We start from the raw sequence: 14,496 nt of genomic DNA on the forward strand, positions 1-14,496 counted from the left end.
GGACGCGGCAATGCAGAAATCGATCTGGACCTATGCCTGGGACATTCAGGATGTCGGCCTGCCTGCCTTTTTGCGCGACGTGACGGAGCGGGCCGGGTTGAACATGGTGAGCCTCGCCACGTCCTATCACGCCGGTCGTTTCCTTCAGCCGCGCAGCCCCGTCCGAAAAGCCTATTTTCCCGAGGACGGGACGGTCTACTACCGGCCCGACCCCACCCTCTGGTCCGACGCCTCGATCCAGCCGCTCGTCGCCCGCAATCTCGAAGAGGGCGGCGACATGCTGGCCGCGCTCTGCCGGGCGCGCGAGGCGGGCGGACCGGCCGTTTCGGCCTGGACCGTGTGCCTGCACAATACGCGGCTCGGGATGCTGCATCCCGGCGAGGTGACGCGCACGGCCTTCGACGATCCCAATTATTACGCGCTCTGCCCGTCGAGCCCGGCCGCCCGCCGCTATGTCACGACCTTGGTGCGCGACATCACGACCGGCTACCGGCCCGACCGGCTGGAACTGGAAAGCCCGAACTTTATGGGCTTCGCCCATGGCTACCACCACGAAAAGGACGGGCTCGGGCTCCTGGCGGAGGACGAGTTCCTACTGTCGCTCTGCTTCTGCCGGCATTGCGAGGCGAGGGCCGGGCGCGCCGGCGTCGATATGCCCGCTGCGCGCGCCGCCGTGCGCGGCTTCATCGCGGAGGCCTGCGAGCGCGAGATCCCGCAGGCGCGATGGCCTGACTTTTCCGAGCGCGGGATCGACGCTTTCGAGGGCTGGCCCGCGCTCCACGAATTGCTCCTTTGGCGGAGCGAGCCCGTCACGAGCCTCCTCGCCGACATCAGGGAGGCCGCCGATCCCGCCACTCGGATCGTGCTGGTCGACCTGCCCGAAGCCTGGGCCGGCGGCGTCGATCTCGCGGCGGCCGCGCGCATTCTCGATGGGCTTCTGCTGTGCGCCTACGACCGGACCCCGGTCGCCGTTTCGCAACTGGCGCGGCAAGGCCGGGCGCTGGTCGGGCCGGACGGCTTCCTTGGGCTCGGCTATCGCCTGTTCTATCCAGAAATGACAGGGGCATCGGACCTCGCCACGCGGGTCGAGGCCGCTTTCGAGGTCGGTGTCGATGGGCTCAACTTCTACAATTACGGCCTCGTGCCCGCCCGCCGGCTCGACTGGATCGCGTCGGCGCTGAGGAGTGTATGAGCCAGCTTCGTCCTTTTCGGGAAGGGCTGACCCTTGTCCATCCGATGTCTTGAGGCCAAGCGCTCCTGAACCGATGGCTCTGGCTCAGGAAGCCTGCATGGCGATCGTCGTGTCGTTCTGGCGATAGGGGAATTTGACGTCGATCGGGCCCGCCGTGTTCAACAGGGTGGCGGCAAGACGCTGGGGCGCGAAGATGTCGGCCAAACTCTGCAGGATGCCGCTCTCGAAGCGTCCATGAGACTCCTGAGTGTCATGGACGCTGATTGCGAGCCGAAGGTTCGCACCCTCGTGGTTGTTCAGGACGAAGCCTTCTCAAAGTCGGCCCTGGGTCCTAGATTGGCTCAGCCAGCAGATTTTGAGTCCATGTCGAAGCGTCTCCTGAACGACCACCTGTCGCATCTTCTTTCCCAAGCCAATCGACAGATGATGCGTCGGCTGGCAGCCGAAGGCGTTCCCGTCGATCAGTGGCGCGTGATGAAAGCCTTGTCGGAGCGGCAGGGCCTGACGATGGGCGCGATCGCGGAAGAGTTGGGGTTGAACGCGCCGACGGCAACGAAGCTGATCGATCGCATGGTGCAGGATGCGCTGGTCTATCGCGCGCCCGATCCGGCGGATCGGCGCCGCATCCTCGTCTTCCTGTCCGCCAAGGGCACGAGCCTTCTCGACACGCAAAGCCGACAGGTCAGCGAGCACGAGACCTGGGTCGAGGAGACCTATGGCAACGACGACGCGAAGCGACTGAAGGAAATGCTGGAAAGCTTCCTTCAAAGGCTGTCCTGACGGCTCCGTCGTTCGATCGACAAAATCAGCCCGCTTCGCCGCCGTTCCGCCCTGAACCCAGGACCTCCGCCGCCCGCTCGGCGACGAGGATCACCGTGGCGTTGAGATTGGCGGAAATCATTCGGGGAAATACGGAAGCGTCGGCGACGTGAAGCCCATCCAGCCCTCGCACGGCGAAGGTTCGGGGATCGACCACGGCCTCTTCGTCCGTTCCCATCCGGCACGTGCTCGACGGGTGGTAGAGCGAGGTGCAATGGCCGCGCACATGCCAGGCGATCTCCGCGTCCGTGCGGCATTCGGCGGACGGGGTAAGTTCGCGATCGATCACATCTTTCAGCGGGGACGTGGCGGCGATCTCGCGGTTGATCTTCACGCCCTCGACAAGGGTGCTGAGGTCCCGGCCCGTCGGATCGGACGAGAAGTAGCGCGGGTCGATCGCGGGGGCCTCCAGCGGATCGGCCGAGCGAAGGCGGATCTCGCCCCGGCTTTCCGGGCGCTGCAGCGTCGCATAGAGCGAAAACCCCGATCCGTGGTGGAGAAAGCGGGAATAGTCGCGGTGCGCGCTGGCCACGCCATAGAGCTGGATGTCCGGTTCGACCTCTGGACGCGATCGGACATGCCCGCCCGCCGACACCCAGTTCGATGTGCGCGGTCCCGTCCGGCTTCGGGTCCATTCCTCCATCGTTTGGTCGAGATCGGCCTCGTTCATCTTGCCCCATCCGATCGGTCGGTTGGCCGCGAAGGAGATCACGACGTTCGGATGATCCTGAAGGCTCTTGCCGACGCCGGGGAGATCGTGAACGGGCGCGACCCCGACCGCCCGAAGCTCGTCGGCAGGCCCGATCCCGGAGAGCATGAGGAGGTGCGGCGAGGCGATGGCGCCGGCAGACAGGATGACCTCCGAGGCGGCATAGGCCACCTGGGGGCGCCCTCCTCGAAGGTACTCGACGCCGACCGCGCGGCCGTTCTCGACGAGAATTCGGGTCGTCAGAACACCCGTCGCGACCGTCAGCCCCGGCCGGGCGAGGGCCGGCTCCAGATAGGCCTTGCCCGTGCCGAAGCGCTCGCCATGGCGGGTCGTCGTCTGGAAGAAGCCGACGCCGGCCTGGGAAGCGCCGTTGAAGTCGGGATTGCGGGCGTGGCCGGCGGCCATGGCGGCGGCGAGCCAGAGATGTTCTCCCTCGTCCGTATGCGAGGGGTCCTCGACGTCGAGCGGTCCGTCGGCGCCGTGCAGCGGGTCGTTGCCGAGACGGCGATTGCGCTCGAAACCGACGAAGCCCGGCAACACGTCGCGCCATCCCCATCCCGGGCAGCCCATGGCCTCCCAACCGTCATAGTCGGATGGAAGCCCCCGCATGTAGATCATGGCGTTGAGCGCGCCGGAGCCGCCGACCATCCGGCCGCGCGGCCAGAAGATGCGCCGGCCTCGACAGCCCGGCTGGCGCTCGGTGTGGTAGCCCCAGTCGACGGACGTGTCGAACATCGTCGTCCAGTCGGACGGGATGCGGGAGGCAAGCGGCGGCGGGCCGCCGGCTTCGAGGAGGAGAATGCGCCGATCGGGATCTTCCGAAAGGCGCCCGGCGAGCACGCAGCCCGCCGAGCCCGCGCCGACAATGATCGTGTCGTACATCGCTGCGTCCGGTCCTATTTGGCGAAGAGCTCGTCTGCGGTGACCAAGACGACCTCCGCCGCCAGGATGGGCTTGGCGATGGAGAAGAAGCGCGCGACGGTGGGCGAGGCATTGTGCCTCGCCATCGCCGCCTCGTCCGCGAACCGCTCGTAGGTGGTGAAAAGAGCGGGATCGGCGGGGTCCTGCGAGACGAAGAACCCGACCGTGTCGGGTTCGCTCGCTCGGACATGCGCGGCGACCTCGAGCAGGGCGCTGCGCATCGTCTCCTCCTGGCCCGGCTTGACCCGGATCACGGCGCTGATCGACTTCATCGCCCCGCCTCAGAAGCTCTTCCAGTCGCCTTCGGCCTCGAAGGCCGCCGCCGCCTGATAGATCGTCGCCTCGGAATAGTCCTTGCCTGTCAGCATCAGCCCGACGGGCAGCCCGTCCACGAGGCCGCAGGGGATCGACATGGAAGGGTGCCCGGTCACGTCCATCGGCGAGGTTGCCGACACCATCTCGAAGGCCCGCACGACCACCTCCTCCAACGGGGCGTCCTTGCCGGGGATCGGCGTGGCGACGCAGGGAAGCGTCGGGCACAGAAGAAGATCGTAGGAGGCGAAGACCGCCTCGTAGGCCGCCTTCATCTGGCGCGCCAGATTCTGGGCCTTGCCGTAGTACCGGCCGCGATAATGGGTCAGGCCCCATTGCCCCACCAGCATCGAGAGCTTCAGCGTCTTGGAGAGCTCGTCGGCCCGGTCGCGCCAGGCAGCGTGCGCGTCCATGAGACCGACATCGTAATAGCCTTTCCAGTTGAACCCCATGCCGTTGCCGAACATCATCTGCATGGTCAGGCCTTCCAGACCGATCGGGTTCCAGACGGCGGCCGTCAGCCTGTGTTCGGGGATAGAGACCTCCTCGACGATCGCCCCCATGGCCTCGAAGCGCGCGGCCCCGGCCCTGACCTTATCGGCCACGGCCGACTGCATACCGGGTATTTCGAAGCCTTCCTTCAGGATGCCGATCCTCAGGCCCTTGGCGCCCTTGCCGAGCGCCTCGGTGTAGGACGAGACCTCGGGGGCGTATTGGCGGGGGTCCATGCCGTCGGGGCCGGCCAGGACTTCGAGCAGCAGGGCGTTGTCGGCGACGTTGGCCGTCATCGGACCCGTATGGTCGATCGTGGATTCGATCGGCATGACGCCGGTATAGGGCACGAGCCCGTGCGTGCCCTTCATTCCGTAGACGCCGCAATAGGAGGCGGGGATGCGGATCGAGCCGCCCTGGTCGCCTCCGATGGCCATGTCCACCTCGCCCGCCGCCACCAGCGCACCCGACCCCGAGGAGGAGCCGCCGGCCGAATAGCCATGCTTGTGCGGATTGTGGACGGGGCCGGGGTCGGACGTGTGGCTGCCGCCCGAAAGGCAGAAATGCTCGCAGACCGCCTTGCCCATGATCGTGGCCCCGGCGTCCAGCATGCGGGTGACGATCGTGGCGTCGGCAAGGGGGATGAAGCCTTCCAGCGTTGCCGCGCCGTTCATCATCGGCACGCCCGCGAGGGAGACATTGTCCTTCAAGGCGACGGTCTTGCCCGCGAGCTTGCCCTCGGGCGCTCCTTTCACCTCGCTCTTGTAGTACCAGGCGCCAAGCTTGTTCTCCTCGCCCACCGGCCGGTAGCCCGGCGTGCGGGGATAGCGCACCGGCGGCACGAAGTCGGGCAGGGCGTCGACCGTGTCGTACGCGTCGAAATTGGCCTGCATCAGCTTGAGATAGGAGCCGGCCTCCTCCGGCGTCATGGTCATGCCGAGGCTGTCGGCGAGCGCCAGGACCTGGTCGGCATTCGGGCGGGTGATGGGCATACGGCCTCCTTCTCGCGGTGTGCGAGCTTGACGGGATGGGGTTGGGACGGGCGCCGGGCTAGCGGAGCGCGGCGGTGACGGGATCAGGCGGCGGCCATGCCGACGCGCCCGGCCAGGAGATCCTGGCGGCTGACCTCGCCCGTGATGCGGCCCTTGGTGATGCCGAGGACCCGGTCGGAGAGCGAGGTGATGAATTCGAGGTTCTGCTCGACGATGATCATCGAGAGGCTCCAGCGCTGCTTGAGACCGAGCAGCGTCTCGATGATCTCCTCGATGATCGAGGGCTGGATGCCCTCGGTCGGCTCGTCCAGGAGGATCAGCTTCGGCTTGGTGCAGAGGCAGCGGGCAAGCGCCAGAAGCTGCTGCTCCCCGCCGGACAGCGCGCCGCCGCGCCGGTCGAGGAGACGCACGAGACGCGGGAAATCCGTCAGCACGTCTTCGATGATCGCCGGGTCCTCCCGCTTCGAACTCGCCAGCCCCATGCGCAGGTTTTCGCGCACCGTGAGCGTGGGGAAGATCTCGCGCCCCTGCGGCACGAGGCCGAGGCCGAGGCGCGAGCGGCTGTGGGTCGATCGCTTCGTGATGTCCTCGCTGTTGAAGCGGACCGAGCCGCCGGTGGCGGCGAGTTGCCCCATCAGCGTCTTCATCAGGGTCGTCTTGCCCATGCCGTTGTGACCGAGAATGCCGAGGAACTCGCCCTGCGCCATGTGAAAATCGATGCCGGTCAGGATCGGGACGCGCCCGTAGCTGGCCTTGAGGCCGGAAACGTCGAGAAGCGCTTGCATCAGGCGGCCACCTTCTTGCCGAGATAGACGTCGCGAACGCGGGTGTCGGCCAGGACCTTGTCGATCGTGTCCTCCATCATGATCCGGCCCTGATGGAAGACCGTGACCGTCCGGGCGATCATCTTGATGAAAGCCATGTCGTGCTCGACCACGACGATGGCCCGCGTGAGATTGATCTCGTGGATGATCTCCGCCGTACGATGGGTTTCCTCGTCGGTCATGCCGGCGGCGGGCTCGTCGAGGAGAATGAGCTCGGGATCGCCGGCGAGCACGGTGCCGATCTCGACCCATTGGCGCTGGCCGTGCGACAACTGGCCGACGATGGCGTTCGCGTGAGGGCCGAGGCGGATCTTCTCCAGAATCTCGTCCACGATCGGGTTGATCCTGCGCGGCGTCGCCTTGCGGCGGGCGGCCAGCCAGATGTTCTCGCGCACCGTGAGGCCGTTGAAGACGTTGGGCACCTGCGTCTTGATGCCGATGCCCATGCGGGCGATTTCGTGCGAGGCCCTTCCCGCGACCGGCTGCCCGCGAAAGGCGATGGTGCCGGCGCTGGGGACGAGCTGCCCGGTAAGCATCTTGAAGAAGGTGCTCTTTCCCGCCCCGTTCGGGCCGATCAGGCAGCGAAGCTCCATTTCGCCGAGCGTGAAGTCGACCCCGTCATTGGCGACGACGCCGCCGAAGCGCATCGTCAGGCCTTGCGTCTGCAGAAGTGGAACGAGGGTGCTCATCTCACTTGGCTCCAGCTGCATGGGGTTCGCTCGCCAGCGACTTGGCGTCCCGGCGCGGCCGGCCCAAGCGCGCGAGGCGCAGGAGCCCGTCGCGGATCGTCGGCACGATGCCTTGCGGCAGGAGCAGGACGAAGGCCACGAGAATGACGCCGAGCACCAGATTGGCGTTGAAGGCCTGCTGCGAGCCGATCTGGCTGACGAGATACTGGATGAGGAAGCAGCCGACGATCGGCCCCAGCAGCGTGCCGAGCCCGCCGATCGTGATCCAGATGATGATCTCCGCCGAGATCGAGAGGGAGAAGATCGTGGGTCCGACGAAGGCGCCCCAATTGACGTAGAGCGCGCCCGCGAGCCCCGCGACCGCCCCGCCGACGACGAAGACGCCGAGCTTGATGATCCGCGGATCGTAGCCGAGCAGGGCGGCGCGCGTCTCGTTCTCCCGCACAGCGACGGCGACGCGGCCGAAGGAACTGGCCAGAAGAAGCCGCAGGAGAAGATAAACGCCGATCAGCGCGCCCGCCGTCACCCACCAGGAGGCTTCCGGCGAAAGGATGTCGCTGGGGCTATAGGGCATGTTGAAGGTCGGCACGGCCGGGATTCCGTTGAAACCGCCGAGCCGCGCGGTGCCGATCGTGTAGCTGTCGCCGGCGGTGGAGTTGACGACGTTGAACAGGATCAGGGTGACGGTCAGCGTGATGACGCCGAGATAGACTTCGCTGATGCGCCCGTAGAAGACGAAGTATCCCAGAGCCGCCGCGAAGAGGCCGGGTACCAGCACGGCCAGGAGAATGGCGTTGGTGCTGTCGCCGAAATTGATCGCGGCGATCGCGTAGGCATAGGCGCCGAGGCCGAAGAACGCGGTCTGCCCGAAGGAAAGAATGCCGCCGAAGCCCCAGATGAAAGCGAGGCTGAGCGACAGGACGCCCATCGCGGCGAACAGCGTCACCTGCATGAGGGTGAAGAGATCCATGTAGCTCGGCAGCGCGACGACGAGGAGGATCGCGGCCAGGAGGGCGAGCGACTGGAGGGCGAGCGAGGTCTGGCGCGTCATCACAGCGTGCCCTTGAAGAAGCGGCCGGAAATGCCCTGCGGCAGGAGCCGGATGAGCAGGATCGCGGACAGGAACAGGATGACCTCGCCATAGACCGGCGTGGTGAGATAGGCGCCCATCTGGTTGACGAGGCCGAAAAGCCCGGCCGCCGAAGCGGTGCCGGAGATGATCGCCGCGCCGCCGCCGACGACGGTGATGAAGCTCTTGGCGACGAAGGCCGAGCCCATGACCGGGGTGATGCCCGAGACGGGCGCCAGAAGCCCGCCGGCAAGGCCCGTGACGGCCGCGCCGAGGGCGAAGGTGGCCATGTAGATGTGGGCGGTGTTGACCCCCAGCGTGGCGGCCATGCCGGGGTTCTGCATCACGGCGCGAGCGACGAGGCCGAACCGCGTGAAGCGCATGACGCCGTAGACGAGGGCCATCATCGCCAGGGCCATCGCGACCAGGAAGATCGTGTACCAGGACGAGCGATAGGCGCCGATCTCGAAGCCGCCGAGCGGGGTGGGCACGCCGTTGATCGTGTTGCCGAAGAGAGTGGTCACCAGCCCGATCAGGAACAGGCTGAGGCCCCAGGTCGCCAGCATGGAATCCACGAGCCGCCCGTAGAGGAAGCGGATCAGGCAGCGCTCGATGACGAGTCCGACGAGGCCGACGAAGACCGGGGCGACCACCAGCATCGCGATCCAGATGTTGAGGCCGGCATTGGTGGACAGGACCGTGGCATAGGCGCCGAGCATCACGAACTCGCCATGCGCCAGATTGATGATCTTCATCATGCCGAAGATGATCGCGAGACCGAGGCAGAGGAGGAAAAGCGAGGCCGCGCCGTTCAGAACGTCGAGCGCGAGAATGACGGAAAGATCCATGGACAGAACCGCGTCGGGAGTGGGAGACGCGGGGGGCCATGCCCCCGCATGGCGAAGCTCAGATCGAAATCTCGTACTGCTTGTTGTCGCCGGGGTTCTTCACGAGGTCGCAGACGGCGGCGGTGTCGAGCGGCTTGGCGTCGGTGTAGGTCTCGAGGACGTTCCACTTCCGCTCTTTCACATCCGCCAGATAGGCGTTGCGCGTGGTGTGGTGGGTCGGATGATCGATCGTGACCTTGCCGCTCGGACCGTCGAAGGACAGGCCCGTCTCCAGGGCCTCGATCACCGCCATGCGCTCGATCGTGCCCGCCTTCTTCACGGCCTCGGCCCAGAGGTGGAAGCCCTCATAGGTGCCGCAGGCGAGCTCGCTGATATAGGGAATGGAGGGCGACGCCTTCTTCAGCGCGCCGACATAGGCCGTGCTGGCCGGCGTCGTCAGTTCCTCGAAATAGCCGTAGGCGCCGATGATGCCGTCGCTTTCGGCCGCGTCCAGCGTCGAGGGTTCGTTGACGAGGCCGAAGGTGGTGGAGGCGATCGGGATCTGGCTCTTCATCCCCGCCGACGCCCATTGGCGATAGAAGGCGGTGTGATTGCCGCCGACCAGCGCCGACAGGATGAGATCGGGCTTGGCGGCCTGAATCTTGGAGATGGTCGGCCCGAAATTGGTCACGTCCAGAGGAAAGAAGTCGACCGACAGGGTCTCCCCGCCATGGTCCTTGACGTATTTCTGCATCCACTTGGCGGTGATCTGGCCGTAATTGTAGTCGGCCGCGATGATGTAGACGCGCTTGCCGCTCTTTCCCATAGCGTAGGGCACGAGCTTCTCGACCGTCTGCGCCGGCGTCGTGCCGGTGCAGAACGTGTTGCGGTCGCACACGCCGCCTTCATAGAGCGTGTTGTAGAAGTAGAGCGTGCGAAAGCGCGAGAAGGTCGGCCGCACGGCCTCGCGGGAGGCGGAGGTGATGCCGCCGTGGACCACGGCCACCTTGTCGCGCACGGCGAGTTGCTGGGCATATTGCGAATACATCTGGATGTTCGATTGCGTGTCGTAATGCACCAGCTTGAGCGGGCGTCCCAGGAGCCCGCCGGCCGCGTTGACCTCCGAGATTCCGAGATTGAGGCTCTCCACCATCGGCACGCCGGATGCGGCGATCGGGCCGGACTGGTCGTGGAGGGAGCCGACGAGGATCGGATCCTCCTGGCCGAAGGCGCCGCGCGTGAAGATCGCCGGCGAAGCGAGCGTCGCAGCGGCGAAGGTCGCGGACGAGCGCAGGAAGTGACGACGGGAAATGACCATGTGAGCGTCCCGGAAAACGGAGCCGGACATCGGCGAACAAGGCCAGTTCAGTCAAAATTATTTCACTTGGCAAGTAATTATTGCGGTGCGGCTCCTAATTTTTTGGCGACGTATGAAAATGATTAACTTGTGGGCAGTACGGTGAAATCGTAACCGTCCACCCGCGCGAAATGGATCGGCTGCCGGGCGCCGGCGATGGGATCGCGATCCTCTCCGCGCGCCGTCCTATGCTGGCGCGTGCGGCCGAGTTCTCGCGAAACCGCACCCGCGTTGAGCGTGTTTGCCGCTTCGATCAGCGAGCCCAGGCAGTGGACGCCCTCGTAGCAGGACTGGCCGAAAGCGTTGGCGGGCGGTGGGGATTCGCCGTGCAGGCGGTGGTAGCGTTCCAGAAAGGCGCCGTTGTTGCGAGAGGCGACGGCGCCGAAATAGGCCGACGAGGCATAGAGATTGTCGGTCGCCCGCTCGCCGATCCCGTAGAGGATCGTCTCGTCCAAGGCGGGCGTGAACCGCAGGGCACGGGATGTAAGGCCCGCGTCCGAGAAGGCTCTGTGGAAGGCGATGGCTTCCGAGCCGAGAAAGAAAGGCAGAACCACGTCGGCCCGGCTGGCGGCGATGCAGGCCAGCAGCTCGTGGTAGCTCTGGTCGCCGAGCGGCAGGTAGCGCTCGCCGACGACGGAGCCGACCGAGGAGTGACCGATCATGGCGCGGGCGACGGCGAGGCTTGCGCGCGGCCAGATATAGTCGTTGCCGCAGAGGAAAAAGCGTTTGGGCGCGCCATGGCCTTTGAACCACTCGATGGCCGGCCCCAACAGTTCGCGCGCGGTTTCGCCGGTGGTCACGATCCCCTTGTCGCGCTCGAACCCCTCGAATTGCGGCGTATAGACGAAGGGGACGCGGCGACCGATCGCCCGCGCGACGGGCGTGCGCGCATAGCTTGGAAACATCCCGACGATCGCTTCAACGCCGCGCTCGCCGATGGCCTCTTCGGCGGCGGAGGCCGCGCTCGCGCCGCTCGCCCCCGCATCGATCGAGACGAGTTCGACCGGCTGGCCGAGGACGCCGCCCCGCTCGTTCAATTCGAGAACCGCCAGCTCCGCGCAGCAGATGGCCGACGCGGCCCAAAGACCGCTGGGGCCTTGTTGTGGAACGAGCAAGCCCAGTTTCATCGCCGAAGTTTCCTTCCCATGCCTGCGGGCGGAAGGCCATGTCTGACCCACGTCGCGGCATGCTGGTTCGCTGGCATGCAGATGTCGTGCCAACACCAAGGCGGGTCCGTTGCGACCGAACCCGGCCGAATGGCGACGTGCCAGATCGCTCGACTGTCTAGGGAGAACCGTCACGGCCGTTTTCGCGACAGCGGTCTCCTTCGCCGCCTGTTCGAAACGGTGCCGGTGCGCTGCATCGCGGAGGGGCGGACATTGGCTAAGAAGCGTTCGGTTCGGCCCGTCGCGACACTATAGTCGCCTTGTGGAAATTGATCCGCTTGCCGAGCGCCGACCGGCTTGTCCTGTGATAAGCACTCCGCCATGCGAGCGGATATCGAAGGATTGAACGACGAACTGGAACGCGCCCGGGTGGCCTGGTTCTACTTCGTCGGTGGATTGACCCAGCAGGAGATCGCCTCCCAGCTGAACCTCACGCGGCTGAAGGTGAACAAGATCATCGGCCAGGTTCGCGCCGACGGGATGGTTCATGTCGATGTGAAGCTCCCCTTGAGCGACTGCATCGCCCTAGGCGAAGCGGTGGGGGAGCGCTACGGGCTGGTGGAGGTGGTCGTGGTGCCCGACGTCTCCGACTATATCGAGCAGAAGAGGGTGATCGGCGAAGCGGCGGGAACCCTGACCGCCGCTCTGATCGAGGGCAAGGATCTCGGGATCGGCATCGCCAGCGGGCGAACCTTGAGCTTTGCCGTGCGCAAGATTCCGGCCAAGCCGCATCCGCGATCCTGGGTGGTCGGGCTGACGGGCGGCGTCACGCGCTCGTCGGGCACCAACACGTTCGAGGTCGCCACCAGCTTCGCCCGGCTGATGAGCGTCGAATGCCATTATCTGACCGCGCCGATCTACTGCGCGACCGCCGAAAGCCGGGAAGCCCTGCTCCTCAACGACGAGTTGACCGACGTTCTGGCCCGCACGGAAATCGCCGATTTCGGCATGACCTCCTGCGGAGCGCTGACGCAGGACACGACGCTGACCCAGATCCGCGTGGTCAAGGACCATCTCGACGACATCCTTCGCCTCGGCGCGGTGGGCGAGCTCATGGGATGCTTTCTCGACATGCAGGGAAGGCCGATCGACCATTTCCTGAACGAGTCGGTCATGGCGCTCAGTCCCGACAAGCTGAAGCTCAAGCCCTATTCGGTCCTGGTGTCGGGCGGGATCGACAAGATCCAGATCATCCGTGCGATCCTGCGAGGCGGCTACGTCAACCGCCTCGTCACCAACGAAGGCGTGGCGCGCGCCCTATTGGCCGGCCCGCGCTGAACGATCGAGGACCGGGGCGCCCACCCGCGAAAGGGGGCGCCCCGTCCGGGATCAGGCCGGCTGCGGCTCTGGCGTCGCGCCTTCGAGAGCCGCCGTCATGGCGCGCAGGATGACGAAGGACGAGGCTGCGCCCGGATCGATATGCCCCTTGGAGCGGACGCCCAGCTTGGAGGAGCGCCCGCGCCGCGACTCGAGGTCGGCGGTCGCCTTCATGCCGGCCTCGGCGCCGTCGCGCGCCGCCTGCAGAACGGAAAGCTCCGACGCGCCGCCCCCCGCCTGCTCCCTGGCGGCGGCGACAGCCGGCACCCAGGCGTCGATCATCGTTTTGTCGCCGGGTTCCGCCCGGCCGCGATCCTGAATGCCCTGCAAGGCGGCGGCGAGCCATGTGGCAATGCCTGCCCCGTCGAGGTTCAGCCGATCGCCGACCGCCGCCCCGGCGCGCAGAAACGCGGTGGCGTAGAGAGGCCCGGACGAAGCGCCGACCGCGTCCAGAAACGCCTTGGCCATGCGCTTGCAGAGGCCTTCGATCGTTTCTTCCTCGCGAACGTCTGCGAGCGCCGTCTGGACCGCCTTCCAGCCGATTTCCATGGTGACGCCATGATCGCCGTCGCCGATCACGCCGTCGAGCTCCGACAGCCAGTCCTTCTCGGCGATGATCTCGTCGCCCACGCGCAGCATCATGTGGCGGAAGAGGGCCGGCGTGACCGCGCCTTCGCGGCGCAGCGGCCGCTGGCTGGCGTCTTCTGTCGGGGTCTGCGCCGCGCTTTTCCTCGGGGAGGCGAGCGCCGTGCGAACCGAGGCGGTCGAGCCTGTTTCCGCCGATCCGACGGTGAGCGCGACCGACCGGCAGGGATGGTCGAGCAAGCCCGTCAATTCGTCGTCGAGCTTCAGGAGGGTGATCGAGGCGCCCGCCATCTCCAGAGAGGTCGCGTATTCGCCGACCCAGGAGCGATGGATCGCGATGCCGCGCGCGTCGAGCAGCTGCTTGACCCGGTTGAAGATGATGTAGAGTTCGACATAGGAGGTCGAGCCGAGGCCGTTCACCAGCACCGCGACGCGCGAGCCCTCAGGCGGCGCGAGCTCGTTCAGGATCGTTTCCATCAGCTCGTCGGTGACGGTATCGGCGGAGGCCAGGGTCTGGCGCCGCACGCCCGGCTCGCCGTGCAGGCCCATCCCGATTTCCATCTCGTCGTCGCCGATCTCGAAGTTCGGCTTGCCGGTCTGGGGCAGCGAGCAGGGGCCGAGCGCGACGCCCATCGACAGCGTCGCGTCGTTGGCCTTGCACGCCAGCGCCTCGACCCGCGCCAGGGGTTCGCCCTGGTCGGCGGCCGCGCCCGCGATCTTGAAGACGAAGAAATCGCCCGCGATGCCGCGCCGCTCGCCCCGTCGATCGAACGGCGCGGAGGCGACGTCGTCCGCCACGGCCACATGGCGGACCGGGACGCCCGAGGCTTCCAACTCCTCCGCCGCCATGGTGAAGTTCAGGACGTCGCCGGTGTAGTTGCCGTAGAGCAGGACCACGCCCGCTCCGCCGTCGGCCGCGCGCGCGGCGTCGAGGATGTGCTCGGGCGAGGGCGAGGCGAAGATGTTGCCGATCGCGGCGGCGTCCGCCAGACCCCGCCCGACATAGCCGGCGAAGGCGGGCTCATGCCCCGAGCCGCCGCCGACGACGACGCCGACCTTGCCGTCGCGCGGCCCGTCCACCGCGACGATGGCCCGGCCCGTCTGCCCTTCGACGCGCAGCAGATCGGAATGGGCGGCGGTCATTCCGCCGATCAGCTCGGCGATGATCGTCTCGGGGGCGTTGATGAGTTTCTTGGTCTTGGTCACGAGCTTGGTCTTTCGAGAC

General features: G+C 66.5%; 13 protein-coding genes. 3 read left to right on the top strand and 10 right to left on the bottom strand.

Annotation, left to right across the window (positions count from 1 at the left end; translation table 11 throughout):
• The first annotated feature begins 10 nt into the window (after nucleotides 1-10).
• Both M673_RS18015 and M673_RS18020 read left to right on the top strand, forming a co-directional pair.
• Nucleotides 11-1,192 carry a hypothetical protein gene (locus tag M673_RS18015; protein ID WP_061978089.1) on the top strand — a complete coding sequence of 394 codons (1,182 nt, stop codon included), beginning with the start codon at nucleotides 11-13 and terminating at the stop codon, nucleotides 1,190-1,192.
• 363 nt (nucleotides 1,193-1,555) lie between these two features.
• A complete protein-coding gene (locus tag M673_RS18020; RefSeq protein WP_061978090.1) occupies nucleotides 1,556-1,972 on the top strand; it encodes a MarR family winged helix-turn-helix transcriptional regulator in 417 nt (138 codons plus the stop codon).
• Between the two features lie 25 nt (nucleotides 1,973-1,997).
• Here the strand turns inward: M673_RS18020 and M673_RS18025 are convergent, their stop codons facing one another.
• The 9 genes from M673_RS18025 to M673_RS18065 form a co-directional block, all read right to left on the bottom strand.
• The gene (locus M673_RS18025; protein WP_061978091.1) at nucleotides 1,998-3,602 is read right to left on the bottom strand and encodes a GMC family oxidoreductase; all 1,605 of its coding nucleotides are present in this window, start codon (nucleotides 3,600-3,602) and stop codon (nucleotides 1,998-2,000) included.
• A 14-nt stretch (nucleotides 3,603-3,616) separates the two neighbouring features.
• Nucleotides 3,617-3,913, bottom strand: a complete 297-nt coding sequence (locus M673_RS18030) for a putative quinol monooxygenase (RefSeq protein WP_061978092.1) — start codon at nucleotides 3,911-3,913, stop codon at nucleotides 3,617-3,619.
• 9 nt (nucleotides 3,914-3,922) lie between these two features.
• Complete coding sequence (locus M673_RS18035) at nucleotides 3,923-5,437, bottom strand: amidase (protein WP_061978093.1); 1,515 nt, start codon at nucleotides 5,435-5,437, stop codon at nucleotides 3,923-3,925.
• Nucleotides 5,438-5,520: 83 nt separating this feature from the next.
• Nucleotides 5,521-6,222 (bottom strand): ABC transporter ATP-binding protein, encoded by a 702-nt coding sequence (locus M673_RS18040; protein ID WP_061978094.1) that lies wholly within the window; start codon nucleotides 6,220-6,222, stop codon nucleotides 5,521-5,523.
• Entirely contained in the window at nucleotides 6,222-6,950 is a 729-nt protein-coding gene (locus tag M673_RS18045) for an ATP-binding cassette domain-containing protein (protein WP_061978095.1), read from the bottom strand. Before M673_RS18045 ends, M673_RS18040 begins: the two co-directional genes overlap by 1 nt.
• A 1-nt stretch (nucleotide 6,951) precedes the next feature.
• Complete coding sequence (locus M673_RS18050) at nucleotides 6,952-8,001, bottom strand: ABC transporter permease subunit (protein ID WP_061978096.1); 1,050 nt, start codon at nucleotides 7,999-8,001, stop codon at nucleotides 6,952-6,954.
• Nucleotides 8,001-8,867, bottom strand: a complete 867-nt coding sequence (locus M673_RS18055) for a branched-chain amino acid ABC transporter permease (RefSeq protein WP_061978097.1) — start codon at nucleotides 8,865-8,867, stop codon at nucleotides 8,001-8,003. Before M673_RS18055 ends, M673_RS18050 begins: the two co-directional genes overlap by 1 nt.
• 58 nt (nucleotides 8,868-8,925) lie before the next feature.
• Nucleotides 8,926-10,164 (bottom strand): urea ABC transporter substrate-binding protein, encoded by a 1,239-nt coding sequence (locus M673_RS18060; protein ID WP_061978098.1) that lies wholly within the window; start codon nucleotides 10,162-10,164, stop codon nucleotides 8,926-8,928.
• A gap of 122 nt (nucleotides 10,165-10,286) precedes the next feature.
• Nucleotides 10,287-11,330, bottom strand: coding sequence for a substrate-binding domain-containing protein (locus M673_RS18065; RefSeq protein ID WP_061978099.1), 1,044 nt, complete (start codon nucleotides 11,328-11,330; stop codon nucleotides 10,287-10,289).
• 360 nt (nucleotides 11,331-11,690) lie between these two features.
• Between M673_RS18065 and M673_RS18070 the strand changes: the two genes are divergently transcribed.
• Entirely contained in the window at nucleotides 11,691-12,647 is a 957-nt protein-coding gene (locus M673_RS18070; protein WP_061978100.1) for a sugar-binding transcriptional regulator, read from the top strand.
• Nucleotides 12,648-12,698: 51 nt separating this feature from the next.
• Here M673_RS18070 and dhaL read toward each other — a convergent pair whose 3' ends face one another.
• Nucleotides 12,699-14,477 (bottom strand): dihydroxyacetone kinase subunit DhaL, encoded by a 1,779-nt coding sequence (gene dhaL, locus M673_RS18075; protein WP_061978101.1) that lies wholly within the window; start codon nucleotides 14,475-14,477, stop codon nucleotides 12,699-12,701.
• Nucleotides 14,478-14,496 lie beyond the last annotated feature (19 nt).

Origin of the sequence: Aureimonas sp. AU20 (genome assembly GCF_001442755.1) — a bacterium.
Taxonomy (GTDB): domain Bacteria; phylum Pseudomonadota; class Alphaproteobacteria; order Rhizobiales; family Rhizobiaceae; genus Aureimonas.